Source organism: Chryseobacterium vietnamense (assembly GCF_031454475.1).
Lineage (GTDB): Bacteria > Bacteroidota > Bacteroidia > Flavobacteriales > Weeksellaceae > Chryseobacterium > Chryseobacterium vietnamense.
The window spans coordinates 486,558-510,514 of record NZ_JAVDQX010000002.1 but is presented as its reverse complement, the minus strand read 5'-3'; the positions used below and the strand labels follow the sequence as shown (position 1 = coordinate 510,514).

The window sequence follows — 23,957 nt, the reverse complement described above, 5'->3', positions numbered from 1 at the left end:
CCTTTTTTTATCTTTTATACTGAGATTCATAAATTCCGATCCAGTCATCAGGAGTCATTTTTTTACTGAGTTCAGCGATCAGTTCAAAAGGGATATCTTCTACTTTTTTGAAACGGATACAGGATTTCCCCATATCCAGCTTCTTTTTGGAATGTTTTGGATATTCTCCTACAAACCAGTCGAGAAGTTCAGGTTTTGAATAGAGCCCCATATGATACAATGCTATAAAATTCTTCTGGGAAGCAAGATTGATGAATGGCAGCGGTGTCCCGGGTGCACAGTGATACCCGGCAGGAAATGTGGCCAGAGGAACTACCCAACCTATCATTCCATAATTCGTGGCTTCTTCGAAACCTTTCGGGAGATTGTTGTTCACTGTATCAAAAAGTTTTTTAAAAGCTTCCTGTCTTTCTTCAGGAATTTTTGAAATATAATCTTCTATAGAAACTGACTGAATCTGCATTTTATATTTTTTTCTAAAATACAATTATTTTTATATATGTATTGCAAAAAAGGCAGCCACACGAATGCAACTGCCTACAGAAATTATTAACTCAAAAACTTTTATTTTTTAATGGCTTTTACAGTAGATTTTGAACCATTTTTACAGTTCATCGTCACCAGGTATAAACCGGCATTTAATTCTCCCAGCGTAAGTTCAGTGGTTGGATTGTCGATAGTTTTCACTACTCTTCCTGCTACATCCGTAACTGTTATGGTTTGAATACCTTTGATGTCAGTTATATGAAAAGTATCTTTAAAAGGATTTGGGTAAATCTCTTCTTTTTTAAGACCATTTGCTTCGGCAATACTGAGTTGTATATTTTTGTCTGCAGAAAAGGCAAAAAGATTGACAACACCATCTCCTCCGCTTTTTGTCAGGGTAACACTTTTTACAGATTTAGACTGGTTGGCGGTATCTATATTCAATGCAAACTGATACATTCTGGGATTAGAACTATCAGATTCTATATCATCACTACCTACCACAACCCTTCCCAGCCCCTGAACCGCATAATTGAATCCGCCATACCAATCAGGAATACTTATATTGGAAAATACCTGAGATGTATTATCTGTGAATGTAACGGTAGCCGTTACACTGGCTGAACCACTTCCGCTTGTTGCAAGCATATATAATTTTAAAGCTGCTAATGGAGTAATAAATACAAGTGTACCAGATTGCCCGATAGTTTCGAGCCTCAGCGAATTATTGGAATTCAAATTCCCCAACTGATAACTTAATCCAGGAGTCGAGGCTACTGCAGAATTGATAATACCATTAGAAGGTATACCAAAAGTTAGTGGCGGATCAGAACTCACTGCTTTAAAATCTGCTGCAACAAAAGCATAACCTACCCCATCAATGTCATTGGTAGTAGAATCATCAGCAGATCCGATGCCATTAGCTATTACATCATCCGTATATCCTGACAGGACAGGCATTGTCTGAAAATTTTGAGCCTGCATTACAACGGCAGAAAATAAAGCAAGACATGAAAGCTTTTCTAAAAATATATTTTTTTTCATAATAAGATGTTTTTGTGTTTAATTCAATTCAAAAATAGAAAACCCATAATAAAAAAGCTATTTAACAAAACAATAAATAACATATTGACTTAAATTATAAAAAATAGCCGCAAAAAAACTAAAATTATTAACACTCAAAAAATATGTAATGAATATTATTTACTTATTCCCCATAATAAATCCCCGAAATTAGAAATAATACATCTCATAAAAACGGGAGAATAGTAAAAATCAGAAAGTTACACCTGATCACAAAAAAAGGCAGCCACACGAATGCAACTGCCTACAGAAATTATTAACTCAAAAAATTTTATTTCTTAATGGCTTTTACTGTTGATTTTGAGCCATCTTTAAAGTTCATCGTCACCAGGTATAAACCGGTATTTAATTCTCCTAACTGAAGTTCCGATGTAGGATTGTCAATAGTTTTCACTACTCTTCCTGCTACATCTGTAACGGTTACAGATTTAACATTCTTTATATCTGCAACATGAAGTACATCTTTGAAAGGATTAGGATATACATTCACTTCTTTTTTCTTCAGGTTCGTTTCTGAAGTGGATAAAGAGGTAGCCACTTCAAAGGTAAAATCAATGAATTCTCCTCTTGAAATAGCAGTACAAGGATTTGAAGGTGCTGTACTGTTATAATCAGTCACTACTCTCATTCTGTAAGTTCCAAGAGGTGTTCCTGCTGGTACAGTGATGGATCCTGAAGTACTTGTAACATAAGTGTTAGTTACAAACATTCTCTCCGAAGCTTCAAAAGTTAAATTATTATTCCAGTCTACCCAAACCCCAATTCCACATGTAGGACCACCTGCAGTGAAAGATACTGAAGTACTGGATCCCGGAGCATTTATTATTTTGTTACTGGTTGTTGTTAAATTCTGATATCCGCCTGCAATACTTGAACCGGACGAATAAGCCATATCTACAAGTCCTCCTGTAGAACTGAAGTCAGAAAGCCACGAGTTCTGAGAAGTAGATGAAGGTAAGCAATATCCTGTTCTGAATGTAAGCATCTCACTCCAGATACTTCTATCAGTAGCACTACATACAGATCTTACCCACACATAATAATTTGTATCAGAAAGCAGTGAATTCAGAGATGCAGAAGTCGTAGCAGAAGTTACAGAGTTGGAAGCGTTCAAAACAGTAGATGCATCAGGTGCTGTATTCGTTGTACTGTAGTATACTTCGTATCCGTTTCCAGGAACCGTAAAAGGAGCTGTCCAACCAATTGCCGCAGAGTTCATTGTAAGATTTGACACTACAACTGCACTCGGCTCAAGGCAGGAAGGAATATCCTGAACAGTAATATTATCAATATAAATAGAACGTGAAGAACCTCCTAAACCATGTTTAAATGCTAACTGTAAATCAGTACCCGCTGGTATATTAACGGTATATTGAGTGTGGGTAGTTGTTAAAGCAATAGGAGAACCAATTGGTGTAAAAGAAGCAGGATCTGTAGGATTTGACAATGTTCCCACTAATAATGTATAATTACTTCCTCCTCCTTTTGCATAGAATCTTACACGTTTGGTACCATCTGAAAGATTTACAGTTGGAGGTGCAACCAGCATTTGGCTACCCGTAGTAGCACTTGAATTGGTCATATAATAGGCATTAGGTGCTGAGTAGTTGTTGGATGTACTTACATATCCATACCCCGCAAATGATGCACTTTCCAGATATGTCCAGCAGCTTGGTGCATTTGTATTGGTACTGGAACCTGTACTTGTAGTATCAAAATTTTCTGTATAGGGAACTGTGAAAGTAGAACAGGCTGTTTTAAATGTTCCTGCAAATGACCATACACTTTGGCCTGTCGCCGTGTTACAATTGGATCTTACCCAATAATAATAGGTTGTATTTGAATTAAGACCTCCAATCGTTGTACTTGACCCTGTTACTCCTGGATAAGTAGGTGTTACTGTACTTGCCGGTGTTGTGTTTGAAGTACTGTGGTATACATCATAACTGGCAGCACTACCTGTCCATGAAACCAAAGCTGAGTTGGCCGTAATTCCGGAAACTGCCTGCAATACAGGAGGCATACAATCCGAATAAGCATCTGCTGAAAAAGCAAAAATATTTGGTATCCCCGAGCCGCTTGCTTTGGTTACTGTTACACTTTGTATCAGTTTAGCCTGATTGGCAGCATCTATTGCCAGTTCAGCCTGATATAATCTTGGATTGGTTCCGCCTTCCGGGGAAGGAACATCATCACCAGCTGCAGGAGTAGCTCCCGGCTTTTTAATCCTTCCTATTCCCTGAATGGCAAAATTGGATCCGTTATACCAGTCTGCGAGGCTGATACTTGAAAAAGTCTGTGAACTGCCATCCGTAAAATTGACCACTACACTTACTGTAGAAGTCCCACTTCCACTTACAGCAAGCATATACAGCTTGGTTGCTGCTTTTGGTGTTGTAAATGCCAACGTTCCGTTATCACTGATTGCAGCCAGCCTTAAAGAATTATTTGCATTCAAACCGGCCAGCTGAAAGCTCAATCCCGGAGTTGTTCCCACTACAGAATTAATAACCCCGTCAACAGGAATACCATACGTAATAGCTGCACTTGTGGAGGTTAACTGAAAATCTTTCGCTACAAAAGCGTAAGAAACTCCGTCTACGTCATTGTTCGTAGTAACTGTTGAGGAGCCTATCCCGTTAGCAATCACATCAGCTGTTAAGCCGGAAGAAATAGGCATAGTTTGATAATTTTGCGCCATGAGTACACTGGCAGAAAAGAGAGCAATAGCAGGTACCACTCTAGAAAATAAATTTATTACCATTTTAATCACATTTGAGGCGAAATTTAAGAAAAATATTAACACGAAAATATTATTTTTAACATAATCGTAAAGTTTATTTTATATACATGAAAATTTAATACTAAAACAAACAGATTTTAAAGACACAAAAAATGTAATGAAACATCTTCTTCTCGATTCTTAATTTTATTATTGAGAAATTAAATCCTATTTTTGTCATACAAATTTTTTGAACAATGCCGAATATTTCAAACAGAGCACTGCATATGCCGCCATCGCCGGTAAGAAAACTGGTTCCTTTTGCATTACAAGCAAAACAGAAAGGAATAAAAGTATACCACCTTAATATCGGACAGCCTGATATTGAAACTCCGGAAACAGCTTTAAATGCTTTAAAAAACATCGATTTAAAAGTATTGGAATATGCGCTTTCTGAAGGGAATATCGAATACAGAAAAGCCCTTACAGAATACTACCATTCGTTAGGTTTCTCAGATCTTACTCCTGATAACTTTATTGTGACTAACGGAGGTTCTGAAGCGCTTAACTTTGCCATCTCAACTTTATGTGACGAAGGGGATGAAGTGATTATTCCTGAACCTTATTATGCTAACTACAATGGGTTCACCAGCACATTTGATGTGAATGTAGTCGCTGTACCTTCTACAATTGACACTGGTTTTGCTTTGCCTCCTGTTGAAGAATTCGAGAAAAAAATTACAGAAAAAACAAGAGCAATCATTATCTGTAACCCTGGAAACCCTACAGGATATCTTTATACCCGTGAGGAACTTCAGAAATTGGCAGAAATAGCTTTGAAATACGATATCGTAATCATCTCTGATGAAGTATACAGAGAATACGTATATGATGGAAAGCAGCAGATTTCAATGCTTGATTTCCCTGAACTGGCTGAAAACTGTATCATCATAGACTCAGAATCCAAGCGTTACTCTATGTGTGGAGTAAGAATCGGATGTATGGTCACACGTTCCAACAAAATCCGCAATGCTGCTATGCTTTTTGCACAGGCAAGATTGAGCCCGGTTCTTTTAGGACAGATTGCAGCAACTGCAGCACACCAGAATGATGGTCCTTATATCAGAGCTGTAAGAGAAGAATATACCCACAGAAGAAATGTATTGGTAGACCTTTTAAATGCTATTCCCGGGGTAATCTGCCCTAAGCCAAGAGGAGCTTTCTACTGTGTTGCAGAACTTCCGGTAGACGATACTGAAAAATTTGCTCAGTGGTTGCTTGAAAAATATTCTCTTAACAACGAAACCATTATGGTTGCGCCTGCAGGAGGATTCTACAGCGATCCGGAATTAGGTAAAAAACAGGTAAGAATTGCGTACGTTCTGAAAGAAGAAGATTTAAAGAAAAGTGCTGAAATTCTTAAAGAAGCTTTAAAGAAGTACAGAGAAGAATTCAGTCTGTAAAACATATCTTATGCCGACAACAAAAAAAAACCATCTGAAAATCCTGTTTTCGATTCTTTTGCTGTCGGCATTTTTTTCCTGTGATTCCAAAAAGACAGAACAGTCAGCTCCCCACAAAAATCCATACGAGATTACATTCATCAGCGTATCCGATATCGGAGGAAATCTTGGAAATTACAGAATTATCAAAGCCACTAAAGATTCTGTTTTTGCAGAAAAAGGAATGACAGCCAATCAGAGCCATAAAGCCTGGTCAGCTGCTATGAATTCCGACATCTGGAAAAAGCTGGTATCAACAATCCATGTTACAGATCTTGATCATATAAAAAGTTCTCCCAGCCAGCAGTCTGTAGACGGAACGGATGAAACTTTCCAGATCCGGACTCCCAAAAAATCACATATCTATGTGAATGCTTATGCAGATACTTTACATTACAAGCAATTACAACAACTTAAGGAACAACTAGACAAAATTCTTCCCAAAGAATACAAATAAACATGCAGGAAAATTTTTCATTACAACCTTATAACACTTTCGGTGTTGAAGCCAAAGCCAAATATTTTACTGAAGTCAATACAATTGATGAATTAAAAGAGGCGCTCATTTTTGCGAAAACCCAAACTCTTCAGCTTCTGTTTCTGGGAGGTGGAAGTAACATTCTTCTAACCAGAGATTTTGACGGTCTTGCCATCAGACTTAATTTAAGAGGGATTTCTGAAGAGAATATCAATGAAAACGAAGTATGGGTAACAGCAAAAGCAGGTGAGAACTGGCATGAATTTGTGATATACTGCCTGCAAAAAAATTATGGAGGTCTTGAAAACCTTTCTTTAATTCCCGGAAATGTAGGAACTTCTCCAATGCAGAATATCGGGGCTTACGGAACAGAAATTAAAGATATTTTTATAAGCTGCGAAGTATTGGATTTAGAAAACCTGGAACTGAGAACGTTCAATCTGGAACAATGCAGATTCGGGTACAGAGATTCTATTTTCAAACAGGAAGGAAAAGGGAGGTATGTTATCCTTGAAGTCACTTTTAAACTGACTCAAAAAAAACACTCTATCAAAACCGAGTATGGAGCGATCAAATCTGAGCTCGAAAATCTTGGCATTGACAATCCAACCATTCAGGATATTTCCAAAGCTGTTATTAATATCCGGCAAAGCAAATTACCTGATCCTAAAGAAATCGGAAATGCCGGAAGCTTTTTCAAAAACCCGACCATTCCTTTAGGTCAGTTTGAAGTTTTACAACAAAAATTTGAAAATATTCAGGGTTACCCGAATGGAGACTGGGTAAAAGTTCCTGCAGGATGGCTGATTGAACAATGTGGATGGAAAGGAAAACAAATCGGGAATGTAGCTTCACACAAGTTACAGTCTCTGGTGATCATCAATGCTACCGGAAATGCTACCGGAAAAGAAATCTTTGATTTTTCCACTGAGATCATTAATTCTGTGAAAGAAAAATTCGGAATAGAATTAGAAAGGGAAGTAAATATTATTTAATCTAAAAATACATAAAGGCTGATTCATATGAATTCAGTCTTTTTTATTTCTTAATTATCTGTAAGTGTCGAATATTTTGAAGTCTTATTTTACGCAATATATTTTCGCACGAATTTCTCAGATAGCACAGATCTTTATGATATTACTTTTATTTCACTCTTGCTGAAATTCTCGATTTTCTTGCGCCTTAAAGCAGCATATTATTCAAAATCTTTGCTTCTTTGCATTTTCCAACCAACAATTAATTCAGAATAAACTCATATCCAGTCTCCGGAAAATCACTATTTTAGCTTAAAAATTATAATTTGCGATGAAAATAGCTATTCTTGGAGCCGGAAATATGGGACTTTCTTTTTCAAAATCATTTTTGAAATATGAACTGATCAAACCTGAACACCTTCACCTGATTATCAGAAATAAGGAAAACATCTCCAAAATAGCTGACGAATTCCCCAGGTCTAAAATTTCCACTTTTGAAGAAGTAAGAGACATTGATGCGGATCTGGTTATTATTGCTGTAAAACCTCAGGATTTTCAAACTGTTGCTCAAAATATTCAATTTACTTTCAAAGAAAACCAGATGATTTTATCCATCATGGCGGGAATCAATATTGAGAAAATTCAGAAATTACTGAATCATCCACTTGTAGTAAGAGCAATGCCCAACTCTCCTACCCTCCTGGGAATGGGAATCACAGGTTACACTGCAGCCAACGGAATTTCTTTCAGCCAGTTAATCAATATTGAAAGATTATTGAACAGCACTGGGAGATCGGTTTATCTGGAAGATGAAGAGCTTCTGGATGGCGTCACCGCCCTTTCAGGAAGTGGCCCTGCTTATTTCTATTATATTATTGATGCGATGATCAAAGCTGGTATTGAAATGGGAATTGAAGAAAATCTTTCGAAACTTTTTGTAAAACAGACCATGCTTGGGGCTTATCATCTGATCAATAATTCAGAAAAAAACCTTGAGGAACTGATTAAAGATGTTGCATCCAAAGGAGGAACTACCGAAGCTGCTTTAAAAACATTTGAAGACAACAGTTTCAAAGAAATTCTGAAACAGGGCATTCTGAACGCCGAAAAGCGTGCAAAGGAACTTAATAACTAATTTTTTTTTCAATCATTCTGCAAAACTCCCATCCCAGATACACGCCAAACGTATTCAGGATGATATCGTCTACCTCAAATATTCCCATTCTGGTAAAATATTGAAGTGCTTCCACAATAACAATACATGAAATAAAGCTAAACATCAGGGGCTTCAGTTGTTTCATTTCGGGAATGACCCAGCCCAAAAAACCAAAAGGAATAAACATCATAATATTTCCCAAAACAATCGTCACAATATCTATGGTCTTAGCGGGCCCCTGGATAAATTTAATTGTAGAAAAAACAGGTTCTATGGTAATGAGATTTTCCTCATACTGAAATCTGCCCATTCCCAAAAACATCAGATAGAGCAAAAACAGAGGATACGGAACAATAATGATTTTATAAATTTTCTTTAACATCAAACTGCTAATATATTCATTTCAAAAACATTAAATTTGTGTATTAAAATAATTTAATGAAATACGTTCTACTTACACTTATTTCAGCAATGCTGCTGTCGGTTTCATGGCCAACTTATGGAGTTCCGTTTTTTATATTTTTTGCTCTTGTTCCACTTCTGATGATGGAGCATGGAATTTCAAAATTTTCAGATTACAAAAGGAAAAGCTGGGTGGTCTTCGGATTGTCTTATCTATGTTTTGTGATCTGGAATATAGTCACTACAGGATGGCTCTATGGCTCAAAGAATCCTGACGGAAGCCATTCTCTGATGGCCGTTGTATTCCCGGTATTGGTTAATTCTTTTTTATATTCACTGGTTTTCCAATGCTATCACTGGTATAAAAATGCTCAGGGAACGTATTGGGGATTAGGCTTTCTGATTGCCATCTGGATGAGTTTTGAAAAATTTCATCTGGGATGGGAGCTGACATGGCCCTGGTTGAATCTTGGGAATGTATTTTCAGACTATCCCAAACTGATCCAGTGGTATGATACTTTGGGAGCAACCGGAGGAAGCTTCTGGATTCTTATCATTAATGTTCTGATTTTTTATACTGTAAGAACATGGGAAGCCGGGAGAAAACGGAAAGATCTTATTAAAAATTCAGTTATTGTTGCAGCTTTAATTGTTCTGCCAATGATTATTTCAGTAATCAGATACAACAATTTTGATGAAAAACCAATCGGACAGGTCAATGTTCTGATGCTGCAGCCCGATCTTGATCCTTATGCTGAAAAATACTCGAAAGACAGTCTGACTATAGAACAGGATTTATTAGCCCTAGCTGAAAAAAATTCAACCGGTAAGATTGATTATTATATGGCTCCGGAAACGGCTCTTCCGGGCAGAGGATCTATTTCTGAAACAGCTTTTGAAAAAAGTTTACTTCTCAACAATATCAAAGGATTTTTATCAAATCATCCCGGATCTGTTTTTGCTACAGGAATTTCTTCACACCGTTTTTATTATAATCCGGCCGGTTTACCTAAAGAAGCATACCAGATCAACAGCGGAGTTTGGGTGAGCAGTTATAATACCGCCATTCAACTTGTGCCTAACCAAAAGGTACAGGCTTATCACAAAGGAAAACTTGTGCCAGGCGTTGAGATATTCCCTTATATGAATGTTTTAAAACCTTTATTGGGAGATGCGATGTTGAATCTGGGAGGAACTGTAGCCTCTTTGGGAACAGATAAAGAGAGAGTGGCCTTTTCAAATCCTTATAACAAGGGGAAAATTGCCCCTATCATTTGCTATGAAAGCATTTATGGTGAATTTGTAACAGACTATGTAAAAAAGGGGGCTAACTTTTTAGGTATTATGACCAATGATTCATGGTGGGGCGTTACCGAAGGGCACAAACAGCTTTTATCTTACGCTAAACTGAGAGCTATTGAAACCAGAAGGGAAATTGCCCGCGCAGCCAACAGCGGAATTTCAGCACACATCAATGCTAAAGGAGAGATAATGGCCGATACTTTCTATGGTGACCAGACCGCCTTATTCGCAAAGGTAAACCTTTATGATACCATGACATTTTATAGCAGAGCCGGAGATCTTCTTTCGAGGTTTTCCATATTTGCACTGGGATTTTTATTGTTCTACTACCTGATTGAATGGTTTAAAAAGAAAACGAAGAAAGCGTAATCCCGAGGGTTAATTAAAATTACTAGATAGGGCTAACATGAAAGAAAAAATATTCAGATACAGATATTCTGTCATTTTTCTGGTGTATTGTATTACAGTATACTTTCTGAGTAAAAATGCAAGTCTTGTATTTGAATGGAAGGTAATCATGGAAGATTTTTCCATTTATCATGATTATTATTATCTAGGCAAACCCACAGCTTATATGCCGCCTTTATATCCTTATTATTTACTTTTAATAGAAAGTATTGTTAAGACACCGCAGTGGGTTATGATTTCATGTATTCTGCAGTCTGTCATTTTATTTTTCTCGGTTTTAGTGCTTGTTCTTTCTTTTGAAAAAAATGCAATAATAAAAAACAGATATTTCTTTGCTTTTGCGTGTATTATTTTTTTCCCGCCTATTCTTTTAGGCGCTACAAAAATCAGTTCATTTGCTCTTACATTATCTGTATTCTGCATTTTCTTTGCGTTAGTATTGAAATTATCGCGAATGGTCACTGCAAAAAGTGTAATATTAATTTCAATATTTTCAATAGCAGGGCTGTACCTCCGGTTTGAATTTCTGTTCTTAATGATCATCTCAGCAATTATGCTGATCCGATATAAGAGAATGAAATATTACAACCTTCTGTTTGTTTTCGCATTTATTTTCATTGCTTATCTTCCATGGTGTATAAGAAACTATGAAAAAACGGGAGTATTTCATTATTCAACTTCTCTCAATTATAATTTCGCAAAGGGGAATAATGAAAAATATGATATTTTCTCAAGCGAAAACCTGCCGTATGATCCAGCAAAAAAAATGGTATTAACCGATGAATATCTTCGTCAGAATTTCACAGATGAGAAACAAATAGATCAATATCTGCAGCAGCTCAATAAAAATTTTATTTCCAAGCACCCTGAACTATTTATTACAAACAGTTTAAAAAAATTAGGAATCAACTTTTTAAATTATTATCCAGGAAACTATAATTTAACAAGCGCTTACATAGTGTATCTATACTCTGGTATTTTACTGGTTTTTAGTTTGCTTTTTATTTACACAATCATTCAAAAGCTAAAATTAAGATTCACATTTGATGCTGTATTTCCCGGAGTCATTTTCATTTTCTATTTATTGTTTTATTCAGTAGCACCATTACCTAGATATTTCCTGTTATATTTCCCCCTATTTTTCCTTTTTGTGTTTCAGAATTTCAGTGGTAAACTCTATTTATATTTATTGAAAATCAAAAAGATAAACAGATAAAAAAAGAAAAGCCAGCTGGACGTCTGGCTTTTCTCATTGATAGAAGATAGAATTGATTCAATTACTTAATCGTAAGCTTCTTTGTGGTTATTTCGTTTTTTATCTTCAGTTTTAATAAATAGACTCCTTTAGGTAAATGAGAAACATCAATTGACTGGTCTGCATTCATACTGACATTCAGTTTTCTTCCATCCATAGAATACATTTCGGCTTCTGAAACTTTTTCTCCTTTGATATATACTTTGTCTGACGTAGGGTTCGGATAGATAACAAGCTGATTTTCAGATTTAATTTCCACTGTTCCCAACACACTTTGTGCAGAAGCATCAGAATATACTTTTGCAGCATCAATAGATTTCACACTCCAGTACACATTCTGAATGGACGGATCAAGGTCCAGGAACCAAGATGGTGTTGTTACTACATATTTAGCAATATCCTGAGCGCCCTGTGCAGTTCCTACCGTAATTTCATATCGTAAAGCATTCACCGGAGTTTTATCGTCTGATGCCCCACTCCATGTAAAATTAAAGCGGTTTCCGTTTTTAGTTACATTCAATTGAGTAGGAGCAGTAGGTTTTGCGTTTACTGCTGTAGAATTATTTTTAAAAACTTTAGTCAGTGAAGGAAGATCGGAAGCTGCCCAATCAAATCCTCCTAATAAGATATCCAGATGATGATCATTATTAAAATCAAAAAGCTGTACCAGCCCCGGACCTCCAAGCGCCGTAATGCCATTGACAGTTCCTTCATTGAATGTATGATTGGTAATATCATAGATATAGGTTTTCACAACAGCATTGTAATTCTCATTTCCTGAAATAATAAAATCGTAATAGCCGTCGTTGTTTAAATCTCCAACACTCAATGCTACATCTGAAATATCATTTACTGCAATCGACTGAGGAGTCAATGTTCCGGTGCCATCATTCATTAAAACAGCAAAATAGGCATCATCATTAGCATCTCTTCCCATCACTACAATATCCTGGAAACCATCTGCATTAAAGTCTGCAAAATCTATTTTCCCCACGGCTACAGGTGCAAGATCCTGTGTAGGGGTAAGAACTCCAGCCTGGTTCATATATACTTTGGATACCGCATCTCCATTGATATCTGATCCGATAATCACAAGATCAAGAAGGTTATCATTATTAAGGTCTACTACTTTAAAACTTCCACTCTGAGTTCCATCTACCCAATTTTCCGTAAGATCAAAACCGGCGCCTGTATTTTTGTAATAATCCAAGCTATTTCCAAAACCTCCTCCATGAGCATATTGAGTTCCATTAATGGCATAATCAGGTTTCCCGTCATGGTTAAAATCAAAAACTTCCAGAGAACCATAAATTTTACCAGGCAGTTCTGCTTCTTTTACAAATCCTGTCCCCGTATTTTTGAATCGGTATTGTTTATAATTAACAACATCCATATAACTGAGTCCTGTAGAAATAATATCCATTAACCCATCATTATTGTAATCAATAAATTTAATATCTCCCAGATGGGTCACATCTGCTCCCAATCCTACAAACGGCACCAAGGTCATCCCATTATTCTGATATACTTCATTATAGGTACTGTCTACATTTCCGTCGCCATCAGAATCTATTGCTCCGTTGAGCACAATATCCAGCGTACCATTGTTGTCTATATCCGCAATATCAGCTGCAGCATAATAAAAATTATTCGTGCTTGTTTGTAGCTCAGTAAAGTTCTGAGCCATGATGCTGACTGGTAACATAGATAATAAAATATAAATCCTCCTCATATTTGTTTTTATTTAGATTAATTAAAAACAAAGATAGAATATTAAATTTTCTGGGTGAAAAAAAGGCTGTATGAAATATATCAGCACTGATTATCTGCTGTATCCCAAGGATTCTACTATTTTAAAAATTCAATATTATTAATCAGCCACTTATTTGCAAATATTTTTCAAAAGATTTGTCTATCTAAAAAATTCTTCGTTATTTTGCACTCTCAAATATTATACAAATAAGAACATCGAGATATGTCAAGAATTTGCCAAATAACAGGAAAGCGTGCAATGGTTGGTAACAACGTTTCTCACGCTAATAACAAAACGAAGCGTCGTTTTGAAATTAACTTATTAGAGAAGAAGTTTTACCTTCCGGAGCAAGATAAGCACGTTACACTGAAAGTATCAGCTCATGGATTGAGAGTGATTAACAAGATTGGAATCGAGGAAGCTATTGAAAGAGCTACTAGAAACGGATTGATTAAAAAGAATTAATAAATCATGGCAAAAAAAGGAAATAGAGTTCAAGTAATCCTTGAATGTACAGAGCACAAAGAAAGTGGTATGCCAGGAATGTCTAGATACATTTCTACAAAAAATAAAAAGAACACTACAGAAAGATTGGAATTGAAAAAATACAATCCTGTTCTTAAGAGATCTACCCTTCACAAAGAAATTAAGTAATTTATAAATAATAACTTACCATGGCAAAGAAAGTAGTAGCAACCCTACAAAGCGGTCAGTCTAAGAAAATGACTAAAGTGGTGAAAATGGTTAAGTCTTCTAAATCAGGAGCTTACGTTTTCGAAGAAAAAGTAATGAATGCTGACGAAGTAGATGGTTATTTAAAAAAATAATCAGTACTTGGTTTACAATATAAAAAACTACTCATTTATTTGAGTAGTTTTTTTGTTATATTCGTTTCATAAAAAACACAGTATGAAACAATTGTTTATTTTATTTTCCGCGATACTATTCACCGGACCTTCCTATCATTCTCAGACTATTCACGAAAAAAGCAGTTCTCAGGAGAATGTAAAAATTATTATTTTAGGAAATGTGCAGGATGCAGGCTCCCCACAGATCGGATGCCGTAAAGAATGCTGTATGGACCTCTGGAAACATCCTAAGCAGGATAGAAAAGTATCTTCTCTGGGAGTAATCGACAACGGGCTGCAGAAAAATTACATCTTCGATGCTACTCCTGATTTCACCCAACAACTGCAATTACTGATGGACCACTCAGCGGTTCCGAAGAAAACTGTACCTGATGGTATCTTTATTACCCATGCCCACATCGGACATTATACAGGTCTTATGTTTTTGGGGAAAGAAGCTATGAATTCCAAGGCTGTTCCTGTATATACCATGCCGAGGCTTAAAAAGTTTTTTGAAACCAATGGGCCATGGTCTCAGCTGATCCGTTTGAATAATATTGCTCCTTATGAGATGCAGAATGAAGTGCCAATAAAGGTGAACTCCAATTTAGAAGTTACTCCTATCCAGGTTCCCCATCGTGATGAATATTCGGAAACCGTTTGTTTCATCATTAAAGGTCCTCATAAAAAGGCACTATTCATTCCGGATATAGACAAATGGAACAAGTGGAAACACAATATTGCAGAACTTATAAAAACAGTAGATTATGCATTTCTGGACGGTACATTCTATGACTCGGAAGAAATAGGATACAGAAATATTGAGGATATTCCACACCCGTTTGTAGTGGAGAGTATGGAACTATTTAAAAACCTGTCACCGGAATATAAAAAAAGAATTTTCTTTATCCATTTTAACCATAGCAATAAAATTTTAAATCAGGACAGCAAACAGAGTAAGCAGGTCATTGAAAAAGGTTTTAATATCGCACGTCTGGGAGACGAGTTTGAATTGTAATTGTCATCAGTTTCTTTATCAGGCCGTAATAAAAACTCCTGATATGGAATATCAGTAAATAAAAATAATAAAGACTTTGTTTACATATAAAAAAACAACTCCTGTTTTGGGTAGTTTTTTTGCTATCTTTGCTCACCAGATTATTAATCAGTAAAGTATGAAAAAGATACTTGTTCTGGCCTGCACAGCAACTTTTCTATTTTCATTCAGTCAGAAAACAATGAATACCATAGAATATAAAAGTTCGCCTAAAGTTTTCAACATAAAAGGATTATCCCAGTCGGTAAGTATTGACTGCGGAAATTCCAGAATGATTTTGTTATCCGGACAGGTTCCTCTGGATCCTGAAGGTAATCTTGTAGGAAATACTATTGAAGAGCAAACGCAGCAGGTTTTCAAAAACATTGAAAACATCCTGAAAGAATATGAAGGTACAGGCAAAGATATTATCAAACTGGTAATCTATACCACAGACATCAAAAAAACACCTGATTTCAGAAAAGTAAGGGATTTGTATATTAATCTTCAAAATCCTCCCGTAAGCAGCCTTGTAGAAGTGAACAGGCTTTTCAGAGATGATGTGTTGATAGAAGTAGAAGCCACAGCAGTGATTAAAAATAAATAAGAATAAACTAAAACTATGAGTTGGTTTAAAAATATTTTCAAAAAGGAAGAAAAAGAAACCTTAGATAAAGGATTGGAAAAATCCAGCCAGGGATTCTTTGAAAAAATGACGAAAGCCGTAGTCGGTAAAAGCAAAGTAGATGATGAAGTTCTGGATGACCTGGAAGAAGTCCTGATTGCTTCCGATGTAGGAGCCTCTACCACGATCAAAATTATTGAAAGAATTGAAGAACGTGTTGCCAGAGATAAATATGTAGGTGTTAACGAACTTGACAAAATTCTTCGTGATGAAATTTCAGGATTATTGCTTGAAAACCCACATGCAGGTACAGGAAATATAGATACCTCCAAAAAACCATATGTCATTATGGTAGTTGGGGTAAATGGAGTGGGAAAAACAACAACCATTGGAAAACTGGCTCACCAGTTCAAATCGGAAGGTAAAAAAGTAGTTCTTGGGGCTGCTGATACCTTTAGAGCTGCCGCCGTTGACCAGCTTGTTATCTGGAGCGAAAGAGTGGGTGTTCCTATTGTAAAACAGGAAATGGGATCAGATCCTGCCTCTGTAGCATTTGATACCGTACAAAGTGCTGTCGCTCAAAATGCAGACGTTGTCATCATCGATACCGCAGGAAGACTTCACAACAAGATCAACCTGATGAATGAATTGTCCAAGATCAAAAGAGTAATGCAGAAAGTGATTCCTGATGCACCTCATGAAATTCTATTGGTACTTGACGGATCTACAGGACAAAATGCTTTCGAACAGGCCAAGCAGTTTACAGCAGCAACGGAAGTCAATGCTTTGGCAGTTACAAAACTGGACGGAACAGCCAAAGGAGGTGTTGTTATCGGAATCTCCGATCAGTTCCAAATTCCGGTGAAGTATATTGGTGTAGGCGAAAAAATGCAGGATTTACAACTCTTTAATGGTACGGAATTTGTAGACTCATTCTTCAAGAAAAGATGATTTATATCATGTTTTCCCTTATATTAGCAAACAAATCATTTTTTAAATATTAACAATAAAAAAATTTGCAACTATGGGAATTATTACATGGATCCTGTTCGGTCTTATCGCAGGTGCTATCGCTAAAATGATCATGCCGGGAACTCAGGGAGGAGGATGGCTTATCACTATTATCCTTGGAATTCTTGGAGCATTTGTTGGTGGAGCTATAGGAGTTTACGTTTTACACTGGGGAGATGTCACTTCATTCTGGAATCCAAGAAGTTGGATTCTCTCAATCGGAGGTGCTTTAATTATTCTCTGGATTTACGGAATGGCAACAAAGAAAAGCTGATATTAAAGCTGATAAAAATAAAATCCCGGATCTGAAATTTCAGGTCCGGGATTTTTGTATACAATATAAAATTTAGTTAGTTGTTGATTCTGATCTGATAAGGCATTTCCATTTTCACCTCAGACTGTAGTTTTTTGTTTGTGATCTGCTGTAAAATTTCATAGTTGGACTTCCCTATCTTATTTTTAATAATTCTGGCAGAAACATCTTCCTCATTCAGGTCTTTGAAGATTTGTTCAAACGGAGTCATTCTCTTAGGGAAAGCCTCTACATGGTATGACTTTAATCCTGCTTTCTGTGCTGCAAATTTCACAGCATCAGTTAAAGTACCCAATTCGTCTACCAGTCCAATTTCTTTTGCACGAACACCGCTCCATACTCTACCGCCTCCTACATTGTCAATCTGCTCAAAAGTTTTCTTCCTGTTCTGAGTCACAAAATGTACAAATCTCTTATAGGTACCTTCTACACTTCTTGTCATCATATTCACTCCATAAGGTGTCACTCCGTTTAACCCGGAATAATACATAGAGTTGGCATTGGTAGCAACAATATCTGCACGGATCCCGTTTTTAGCAGCAATATCTTTATAATAAGGCATCACCCCGAACACTCCGATAGAACCGGTAAGTGTATTAGGCTCTGAATAAATTTTATCTGCAGCCATAGCCACATAATATCCTCCTGATGCCGCATAGTCTCCAAAAGAAACAATTAATGGTTTTTTCTTTTTCAGCTGCTGTAATTCAAATAAAATTTCATCTGAAGCATTAGCACTTCCTCCCGGAGAGTTGATTCTGAAAACAACAGCTTTCACTTTATCATCTTCCTGAAGCTTTTTGATATACTTCACATATTTCTCAGAATGGATGTCATTGTAATCATCTCCATTATTAATAGATCCCGAAGCGTAAAGTACTGCAATCTTTTCCCCGGATTTATCATCATCCGCATAAGAATTGATATAACTTGTCAAAGAAATTTTGTTCAGTTTTTCATCATCCTTCACACTTAACTTCGCTTTAAGAAGATCTTCATATTCTGATTTCTGGATCAGTTTATCTGCAAGTTTATACTTTAAGCTTTGCTCAGGAATCATTCCATACAAACTATCTGTAATCATTCTGAACTGAGCAGTATCAATTTTTCTTGATGCTGCCATTTTATTGGAAGTATTTTTCCACAGGTCATTCAAAAGTGTACTTAACTGTTCTTTATTTTCAGGCGAAATATCATTTCTTAAAAACGGTTCTACTGCAGACTTGAATTTACCATGACGGATTACTTCAATTCCAACTCCGTATTTATCGGCAAAATCCTTAAAGAAAGTAACCTCCGTAGCCAGACCTTTTAATTCTACCATTCCTGCCGGATGCAGATAATATTGATCAGCAACAGATCCTAAATAATAAGCAGACTGTGATACCCCGTTTCCATAGGCATATACAAATTTTCCGCTTTTCTTGAAATCTTCGATAGCATTTCTAAGATCATCAATTTGAGTAAGCCCGGCAGATAAATAATCAGTTTCTATACTGATTCCTTTAATGTTATCATCCGTTTTTGCTTTATTGATGGCCTCTAATGCATCATATATAAGGATACTTTTATTCTGGGCACCTATACCGAATAATCCCATCTCTTCTTCCGTAGGACTATCGATTATATTGGTCTTTAAATTAATCGTAAGAACTGAGTTCTTTTTCACCGCCACCGACTTATCATTCCCCATCGCACTAAACACAAGCATCATAATGAAAAAGATGAAAAATAGAGCGCAAAGTATGATAATTGCTACTATATTTGCCAAAACATTTTTAAAGAAACTTCTCATAAATCAATCAATTTTCTAATATGTCGCAGCATAAGGTCGTTTTGTTACTAGGAAGTAACTTAGGAGAGCAAAAAAAAAATGTAGAGCTTGCATTAAAGAAGATCAATGAAGCCGGAAATCACATTTCACAAACCAGCGAATTTTTAATGTCTGACCCCGTAGAGTTTGCCAGTTCCAATATTTTTTGTAATATTGCAGCAATAATATTCACTCATCTTTCACCAATCCAACTGCTTGATTGTATTAAGAATATAGAAGTTGAGATGGGAAGAATTAATGATTCAAAAGTATCCGGAGGTTATACTGACAGGATTATAGACATTGATATCATTAAGTATAATGAGTTAAATTTTAAATCAGAAAGGTTGGAAATCCCTCATAAAAAACATCTTTTTGAAAGGGACTTTTCCAGAATATTATTGAAAGATTTTATTTAAAACATAAAACATATTGTATGAAATTAGGTTTATTATTATTGGCTACGTCATTGCCAATTGCTGCGTTCGCACAGAACAGTGGCACTACAGTAAACTCTTCCACAGAGTATCCTAATACATTCTCCTCAGGTTCCGCCAATGTACAAACTTTCGACAACAAAGCCAGACGTTTCAGAGACTGGTCTATTTCTGTCGGAGGAGGTCCTGCATTTATGGTACACTCCGATTTAAAATCTATCCGCAAGGATAAGACCAATTGGGGATACAATGCTTACGTAAGCGTGGACAAACAAATCACACATGCATTCGGGCTAAGCCTAATGTATATGAGAGGAGAAACGAAACAGACAGCCCAGCTTCCCGGTGCTGCAGGTGTAAAATCAGGAGTAGCTACTGCAACAACACAATTTGACAACATCTCTTTATTAGGGGATATCAACTTCTCGAATCTCTTCAGAAGAGTAGACAACCACTCTCCATACAGATGGGCTTTCCATGGATATATGGGTATTGGAGTTCAGGGATTCAGAACTTCACTACATGATAACGACGAATTCAGATGGAGCAATACTCCAAGAAGAACTCCTTTGTTCATTAAGCAAGACATTGATATCAATTCTATCTTCTATCAGGGAGGTGTTGGAATAAAATATAATGTTTCAAAACTTATTGACGTTGAGGCAAGAACCATGTACATCATCAGTGGTGATGATGAATTCGATGGCGGCGGATGGGCAGATCCTAATGATTATGATCCTTCCACTCCAGGTTCAAAATATAACATGCTAAACTCAAGAAGATCTGATAATGCCTGGACAGTAAGTTTAGGAGTATCTTTCAAATTAGGAAAGCACGAATCTCACCTGGCATGGCATGATCCTCTTCAGGAAGCTTACTACAGAACCAGCGTTCTTGAAAATGCAAGTACTGACCTTGTTGTTTGCGAAAAAGGAGATGCAGATAATGACGGAGTATGTGATGATTGGGACAGACAGCTTGATACTCCTGCAGGAGCAAGAGTAGATGGTGCCGGAGTTGCTTTGGATATGGATCTGGATGGAGTTATCGACCTTTATGATAAGTGCGTAACTGTACCGGGACCTGTTGAAAATAACGGATGTCCAATTAAATAATTAAACAGACTTCAACTTCTTTTTTCAAAAAAGAAATCAAATAATAATACACGATGAAATTAAGTTTAGCAATTGTAGCATTAGCTTTGGCAATTCCTTCTGCCACTTATGCACAAGACTCAACTGCAGATTCAAATGGAAAATACCCTAATACATTTTCTTCAGGATCTGCCAATGTTACCCCATTTACCAACCAATCTAAAAGATTTAATGATTGGTCTATCTCTGTAGGAGCAGGTGTTCCCCTTCTTCAGTCAGCAGATTTGACGTCCATCAAAAATGGTAACGGTAAAAATCTTTTTGGATATTCAGCGTATGTAAGTATTGATAAAGCGATTACCCATGCTTTTGGGATCAATTTACAATATGACAGAGGTGAAACCAGACAAGGATGGTTCAATACTAAAAATGCAGCACCAGATGCATCAGCAGTAGGAGCAAGAACTCAGTATGACGCAATCTCTATCTTAGGAGATATTAACTTCTCAAACCTTTTAAGAAGAGTTGATAATCACTCTCCTTACAGATGGGCACTTCATGGATATGCAGGTATCGGTACTATCGCTTACAGAGCATACCAGAAAGACGGAAGTAACAGACAGAGGTTAATGACCGAAATCAAACCTTTCGAATTAGGTTCTATGTTCTTCCAGGCTGGTACAGGTGTGAAGTTTAAAGTAAACAGAAGAATTGATATTGAAGGTAGATTAATGTATGTAGTAACCGGTGATGATGAATTTGACGGAGGTGGTGATGCTTACAGTGCTATCAACAAACGTTCTGAACAGGTTTCTGACAACTTCTTCAACGCTACTTTAGGTCTTTCTTTCAAATTAGGAAAGCACGAGTCTCATGTAATGTGGCATGACCCACTTCAGGAAATCTATTATAAACTTGATGTACTGGCGAATAAAAACCAGGATATCGAAGTATGTAAAAAAGGAGATGCTGATAATGACGGGGTATGCGACGATTGGGACAGACAGCTTGATACACCTGCAGGTGCTAGAGTGGACGGTGCCGGAGTTGCATTGGATACTGACCTGGATGGTGTAATTGACCTTTACGATAAGTGTGTAACGGTTCCAGGACCTGTTGAAAACAACGGATGCCCTATTGCTAAAAAAGATAATAAGGAAACCGCTGTAGAAGTAGAGAAAACCCTTAAAGATATTTACTTCAACTTTAATAAAGCTACTATCAGACCTGAATCTAACGAAAAATTGGATCTGGCAGCTTCCATTATTAAAGAAAACGGAGGTAATTATTTGTTAACAGGACATACAGATATCAAAGGAAATGCAGCGTACAACCTCAGATTGTCTAAAGAAAGAGCAGCTGCTGTAGTAGGAGCTCTGGAAAACAGAGGCATTAATGAAAATGTGCTGAAATCAAGAGGTGTTGGTTCTGCTGAAGCAACAATCCCGGCGTCGGCTTCAGATGCTGAAAGAATGGCAGACAGAAAAGTTACGGTAAGATTTATAGAAAGTTCAGAATGGGATTCTATCAAAAAGAAAGACTATGAAGACGCTCCTGTAAAAAAAGCAGTAAAAAAAGTTCCTGCTAAGAAAAAGAAGAAATAATTTTAAAATACTTCATAAACCGAAAAGAATTGTTCTTTTCGGTTTATTTTTTTTTTACTACGATTTTTTTACATACCTTTATCATTATTTAAGACAACTTTATGAAACATATTAGTAATCAGTAAGTTTGTTTTGAAAAAAATTAACACAAAATCACTTTTTAACGTAAAAAAATCATTTAAATAACTTAACTTAAAAAAATAACACTATGAAATTAAGTTTAGCAATTGTTGCATTAGCTTTGGCAATTCCTTCTGCCACTTATGCACAAGACTCAACGGCAGTTTCAAAAGGAGAGTATCCTAATACATTTTCTTCGGGATCTGCTAATGTTTCCCCATTTACCAATCAATCTAAAAGATTTAACGATTGGTCTATTTCTGCCGGGGTAGGTGTTCCACTTCTTCAGTCAGCAGATTTGACGTCGATCAAAAATGGTAACGGTAAAAACCTTTTTGGATATTCAGCGTATGTAAGTATTGATAAAGCAATTACCCATGCTTTTGGGATCAATTTACAGTATGACAGAGGTGAAACCAGACAAGGATGGTTCAATACTAAAAATTCTGCACCAGATGCATCAGCGGTAGGAGCAAGAACTCAGTATGACGCAATCTCTATCTTAGGAGATATTAACTTCTCGAATCTGTTAAGAAGAGTTGATAATCACTCACCTTACAGATGGGCACTTCATGGATATGCAGGTATTGGTACTATTGCCTACAGAGCATACCAGAAAACCGGAAATAACAGACAGACATTAATGACTGAAATCAAACCTTTTGAACTAGGTTCTATGTTCATGCAGGCTGGTACTGGTCTTAAATTCAAAGTGAACAGAAGAATCGATATTGAAGGTAGATTAATGTATGTAGTAACCGGTGATGATGAATTTGACGGTGGAGGAGATAAATACAGCGCTATCAACAAGCGTTCTGAGCAGGTTTCTGACAACTTCTTCAATGCTACTTTGGGTCTTTCCGTTAAACTTGGAAAACACGAATCTCACTTAATGTGGCATGACCCACTTCAGGAAATCTATTATAAACTTGATGTACTGGCTAATAAAAACCAGGATATTGAAGTATGTAAAAAAGGAGATGCTGATAACGACGGGGTATGCGACGATTGGGACAGACAGCTTGATACACCTGCAGGTGCTAGAGTGGACGGTGCCGGAGTTGCATTGGATACTGACCTGGATGGTGTAATTGACCTTTACGATAAGTGTGTAACAGTTCCAGGACCTGTTGAAAACAACGGATGTCCTGTAGCTACAACCGGACCTGTAGTAGAAACAGAAACTAAGTTGGAGGGAATTGAATTTGATTTAAATTCTGACAGAATTTTACCATCAAATACTCCAATTTTAAATAACGCTGTAAACTATATTAATTCTTCAACTGGTTCTTACAATGTAATCGGAGCTACTGATACAAGAGGTACTGATGCTTACAACCAAAAACTATCAGAGAGAAGAGCAAACAACGTTAAGAACTATCTGATCAAAAACGGTGTTCAAACAGGTAAACTACAGGCTGTAGGAAAAGGTGAAAAAGACCTTAAATACCCTGAGTGTGAACCAGCAACGAAGTGCCCTGAATGGAAAAACAGAGCCAATAGAAGAGTATACTTCGAAGCTAAATAATAAATAT

At 36.6% G+C, this 23,957-nt stretch carries 23 protein-coding genes; 17 read left to right on the top strand and 6 right to left on the bottom strand.

The window, feature by feature from the left end:
- Positions 1–7: 7 nt before the first annotated feature.
- The 3 genes from J2786_RS11560 to J2786_RS11550 form a co-directional block, all read right to left on the bottom strand.
- Complete coding sequence (locus tag J2786_RS11560; protein WP_047434890.1) at positions 8–463, bottom strand: DUF1801 domain-containing protein; 456 nt, start codon at positions 461–463, stop codon at positions 8–10.
- A 101-nt stretch (positions 464–564) separates the two neighbouring features.
- Positions 565–1,530, bottom strand: a complete 966-nt coding sequence (locus J2786_RS11555; protein WP_047434893.1) for a T9SS type A sorting domain-containing protein — start codon at positions 1,528–1,530, stop codon at positions 565–567.
- Between the two features lie 310 nt (positions 1,531–1,840).
- Positions 1,841–4,249, bottom strand: coding sequence for a GEVED domain-containing protein (locus J2786_RS11550; protein ID WP_310025256.1), 2,409 nt, complete (start codon positions 4,247–4,249; stop codon positions 1,841–1,843).
- 299 nt (positions 4,250–4,548) lie between these two features.
- Between J2786_RS11550 and J2786_RS11545 the strand changes: the two genes are divergently transcribed.
- The 4 genes from J2786_RS11545 (at position 4,549) to proC (ending at position 8,380) form a co-directional block, all read left to right on the top strand.
- Complete coding sequence (locus J2786_RS11545; RefSeq protein ID WP_047434897.1) at positions 4,549–5,754, top strand: pyridoxal phosphate-dependent aminotransferase; 1,206 nt, start codon at positions 4,549–4,551, stop codon at positions 5,752–5,754.
- A 10-nt stretch (positions 5,755–5,764) separates the two neighbouring features.
- Entirely contained in the window at positions 5,765–6,250 is a 486-nt protein-coding gene (locus J2786_RS11540; RefSeq protein WP_047434900.1) for a hypothetical protein, read from the top strand.
- The gene (murB, locus tag J2786_RS11535) at positions 6,247–7,266 is read left to right on the top strand and encodes a UDP-N-acetylmuramate dehydrogenase (RefSeq protein WP_047434902.1); all 1,020 of its coding nucleotides are present in this window, start codon (positions 6,247–6,249) and stop codon (positions 7,264–7,266) included. The genes J2786_RS11540 and murB overlap by 4 nt, the downstream gene beginning before the upstream one ends.
- Positions 7,267–7,576: 310 nt before the next feature.
- A complete protein-coding gene (gene proC, locus J2786_RS11530; RefSeq protein ID WP_047434905.1) occupies positions 7,577–8,380 on the top strand; it encodes a pyrroline-5-carboxylate reductase in 804 nt (267 codons plus the stop codon).
- Here proC and J2786_RS11525 read toward each other — a convergent pair.
- Positions 8,370–8,783 carry a VanZ family protein gene (locus J2786_RS11525; protein WP_047434907.1) on the bottom strand — a complete coding sequence of 138 codons (414 nt, stop codon included), beginning with the start codon at positions 8,781–8,783 and terminating at the stop codon, positions 8,370–8,372. The genes proC and J2786_RS11525 overlap by 11 nt on opposite strands.
- 56 nt (positions 8,784–8,839) lie before the next feature.
- Here J2786_RS11525 and lnt point away from each other — a divergent pair, with 56 nt between their 5' ends.
- Positions 8,840–10,474: an apolipoprotein N-acyltransferase gene (lnt, locus tag J2786_RS11520; protein WP_047434908.1), complete on the top strand. Its 1,635-nt coding sequence runs from the start codon at positions 8,840–8,842 to the stop codon at positions 10,472–10,474.
- 37 nt (positions 10,475–10,511) lie between these two features.
- Positions 10,512–11,729, top strand: coding sequence for a hypothetical protein (locus J2786_RS11515; RefSeq protein WP_156121583.1), 1,218 nt, complete (start codon positions 10,512–10,514; stop codon positions 11,727–11,729).
- A 61-nt stretch (positions 11,730–11,790) separates the two neighbouring features.
- Here the strand turns inward: J2786_RS11515 and J2786_RS11510 are convergent, their stop codons facing one another.
- Positions 11,791–13,473, bottom strand: a complete 1,683-nt coding sequence (locus J2786_RS11510; RefSeq protein ID WP_082002029.1) for a T9SS type A sorting domain-containing protein — start codon at positions 13,471–13,473, stop codon at positions 11,791–11,793.
- Between the two features lie 270 nt (positions 13,474–13,743).
- On the opposite strand from J2786_RS11510, the gene rpmB reads away from it, so the two are divergent.
- From rpmB to J2786_RS11475, 7 genes are all read left to right on the top strand, one after another.
- The gene (gene rpmB / locus J2786_RS11505) at positions 13,744–13,986 is read left to right on the top strand and encodes a 50S ribosomal protein L28 (protein WP_002976757.1); all 243 of its coding nucleotides are present in this window, start codon (positions 13,744–13,746) and stop codon (positions 13,984–13,986) included.
- Positions 13,987–13,992: 6 nt separating this feature from the next.
- The gene (rpmG, locus tag J2786_RS11500; RefSeq protein ID WP_027373683.1) at positions 13,993–14,175 is read left to right on the top strand and encodes a 50S ribosomal protein L33; all 183 of its coding nucleotides are present in this window, start codon (positions 13,993–13,995) and stop codon (positions 14,173–14,175) included.
- 20 nt (positions 14,176–14,195) lie between these two features.
- The gene (locus J2786_RS11495; RefSeq protein ID WP_002976755.1) at positions 14,196–14,348 is read left to right on the top strand and encodes a DUF4295 domain-containing protein; all 153 of its coding nucleotides are present in this window, start codon (positions 14,196–14,198) and stop codon (positions 14,346–14,348) included.
- A gap of 82 nt (positions 14,349–14,430) precedes the next feature.
- Complete coding sequence (locus tag J2786_RS11490; protein WP_047434919.1) at positions 14,431–15,387, top strand: MBL fold metallo-hydrolase; 957 nt, start codon at positions 14,431–14,433, stop codon at positions 15,385–15,387.
- A 157-nt stretch (positions 15,388–15,544) separates the two neighbouring features.
- The gene (locus J2786_RS11485; RefSeq protein ID WP_052187130.1) at positions 15,545–16,012 is read left to right on the top strand and encodes a RidA family protein; all 468 of its coding nucleotides are present in this window, start codon (positions 15,545–15,547) and stop codon (positions 16,010–16,012) included.
- Positions 16,013–16,027: 15 nt separating this feature from the next.
- Positions 16,028–16,981, top strand: coding sequence for a signal recognition particle-docking protein FtsY (gene ftsY, locus J2786_RS11480; RefSeq protein WP_034694984.1), 954 nt, complete (start codon positions 16,028–16,030; stop codon positions 16,979–16,981).
- 73 nt (positions 16,982–17,054) lie between these two features.
- Positions 17,055–17,315: a GlsB/YeaQ/YmgE family stress response membrane protein gene (locus J2786_RS11475; protein WP_034694983.1), complete on the top strand. Its 261-nt coding sequence runs from the start codon at positions 17,055–17,057 to the stop codon at positions 17,313–17,315.
- Positions 17,316–17,391: 76 nt separating this feature from the next.
- Here the strand turns inward: J2786_RS11475 and sppA are convergent, their stop codons facing one another.
- A complete protein-coding gene (gene sppA, locus J2786_RS11470) occupies positions 17,392–19,149 on the bottom strand; it encodes a signal peptide peptidase SppA (protein WP_047434925.1) in 1,758 nt (585 codons plus the stop codon).
- Positions 19,150–19,169: 20 nt separating this feature from the next.
- Between sppA and folK the strand changes: the two genes are divergently transcribed.
- From folK to J2786_RS11450, 4 genes are all read left to right on the top strand, one after another.
- A complete protein-coding gene (folK, locus tag J2786_RS11465; RefSeq protein WP_047434928.1) occupies positions 19,170–19,586 on the top strand; it encodes a 2-amino-4-hydroxy-6-hydroxymethyldihydropteridine diphosphokinase in 417 nt (138 codons plus the stop codon).
- A gap of 17 nt (positions 19,587–19,603) precedes the next feature.
- The gene (locus J2786_RS11460) at positions 19,604–20,719 is read left to right on the top strand and encodes a hypothetical protein (protein WP_047434931.1); all 1,116 of its coding nucleotides are present in this window, start codon (positions 19,604–19,606) and stop codon (positions 20,717–20,719) included.
- Positions 20,720–20,772: 53 nt separating this feature from the next.
- Positions 20,773–22,302 carry an OmpA family protein gene (locus tag J2786_RS11455; protein ID WP_047434933.1) on the top strand — a complete coding sequence of 510 codons (1,530 nt, stop codon included), beginning with the start codon at positions 20,773–20,775 and terminating at the stop codon, positions 22,300–22,302.
- Positions 22,303–22,510: 208 nt separating this feature from the next.
- Positions 22,511–23,950 carry an OmpA family protein gene (locus tag J2786_RS11450; RefSeq protein WP_047434936.1) on the top strand — a complete coding sequence of 480 codons (1,440 nt, stop codon included), beginning with the start codon at positions 22,511–22,513 and terminating at the stop codon, positions 23,948–23,950.
- Positions 23,951–23,957: the final 7 nt, after the last annotated feature.

What these genes read in the sequence shown, in the direction of transcription:
- J2786_RS11560 (WP_047434890.1), bottom strand. Translation starts at nt 463, where the DNA reads ATGCAGATTCAGTCAGTTTCTATAGAAGATTATATTTCAAAAATTCCT.
- J2786_RS11555 (WP_047434893.1), bottom strand. Translation starts at nt 1,530, where the DNA reads ATGAAAAAAAATATATTTTTAGAAAAGCTTTCATGTCTTGCTTTATTT.
- J2786_RS11550 (WP_310025256.1), bottom strand. Translation starts at nt 4,249, where the DNA reads ATGCCTATTTCTTCCGGCTTAACAGCTGATGTGATTGCTAACGGGATA.
- J2786_RS11545 (WP_047434897.1), top strand. Translation starts at nt 4,549, where the DNA reads ATGCCGAATATTTCAAACAGAGCACTGCATATGCCGCCATCGCCGGTA.
- J2786_RS11540 (WP_047434900.1), top strand. Translation starts at nt 5,765, where the DNA reads ATGCCGACAACAAAAAAAAACCATCTGAAAATCCTGTTTTCGATTCTT.
- proC (WP_047434905.1), top strand. Translation starts at nt 7,577, where the DNA reads ATGAAAATAGCTATTCTTGGAGCCGGAAATATGGGACTTTCTTTTTCA.
- J2786_RS11525 (WP_047434907.1), bottom strand. Translation starts at nt 8,783, where the DNA reads ATGTTAAAGAAAATTTATAAAATCATTATTGTTCCGTATCCTCTGTTT.
- lnt (WP_047434908.1), top strand. Translation starts at nt 8,840, where the DNA reads ATGAAATACGTTCTACTTACACTTATTTCAGCAATGCTGCTGTCGGTT.
- J2786_RS11515 (WP_156121583.1), top strand. Translation starts at nt 10,512, where the DNA reads ATGAAAGAAAAAATATTCAGATACAGATATTCTGTCATTTTTCTGGTG.
- J2786_RS11510 (WP_082002029.1), bottom strand. Translation starts at nt 13,473, where the DNA reads ATGTTACCAGTCAGCATCATGGCTCAGAACTTTACTGAGCTACAAACA.
- rpmB (WP_002976757.1), top strand. Translation starts at nt 13,744, where the DNA reads ATGTCAAGAATTTGCCAAATAACAGGAAAGCGTGCAATGGTTGGTAAC.
- rpmG (WP_027373683.1), top strand. Translation starts at nt 13,993, where the DNA reads ATGGCAAAAAAAGGAAATAGAGTTCAAGTAATCCTTGAATGTACAGAG.
- J2786_RS11495 (WP_002976755.1), top strand. Translation starts at nt 14,196, where the DNA reads ATGGCAAAGAAAGTAGTAGCAACCCTACAAAGCGGTCAGTCTAAGAAA.
- J2786_RS11490 (WP_047434919.1), top strand. Translation starts at nt 14,431, where the DNA reads ATGAAACAATTGTTTATTTTATTTTCCGCGATACTATTCACCGGACCT.
- J2786_RS11485 (WP_052187130.1), top strand. Translation starts at nt 15,545, where the DNA reads ATGAAAAAGATACTTGTTCTGGCCTGCACAGCAACTTTTCTATTTTCA.
- ftsY (WP_034694984.1), top strand. Translation starts at nt 16,028, where the DNA reads ATGAGTTGGTTTAAAAATATTTTCAAAAAGGAAGAAAAAGAAACCTTA.
- J2786_RS11475 (WP_034694983.1), top strand. Translation starts at nt 17,055, where the DNA reads ATGGGAATTATTACATGGATCCTGTTCGGTCTTATCGCAGGTGCTATC.
- sppA (WP_047434925.1), bottom strand. Translation starts at nt 19,149, where the DNA reads ATGAGAAGTTTCTTTAAAAATGTTTTGGCAAATATAGTAGCAATTATC.
- folK (WP_047434928.1), top strand. Translation starts at nt 19,170, where the DNA reads ATGTCGCAGCATAAGGTCGTTTTGTTACTAGGAAGTAACTTAGGAGAG.
- J2786_RS11460 (WP_047434931.1), top strand. Translation starts at nt 19,604, where the DNA reads ATGAAATTAGGTTTATTATTATTGGCTACGTCATTGCCAATTGCTGCG.
- J2786_RS11455 (WP_047434933.1), top strand. Translation starts at nt 20,773, where the DNA reads ATGAAATTAAGTTTAGCAATTGTAGCATTAGCTTTGGCAATTCCTTCT.
- J2786_RS11450 (WP_047434936.1), top strand. Translation starts at nt 22,511, where the DNA reads ATGAAATTAAGTTTAGCAATTGTTGCATTAGCTTTGGCAATTCCTTCT.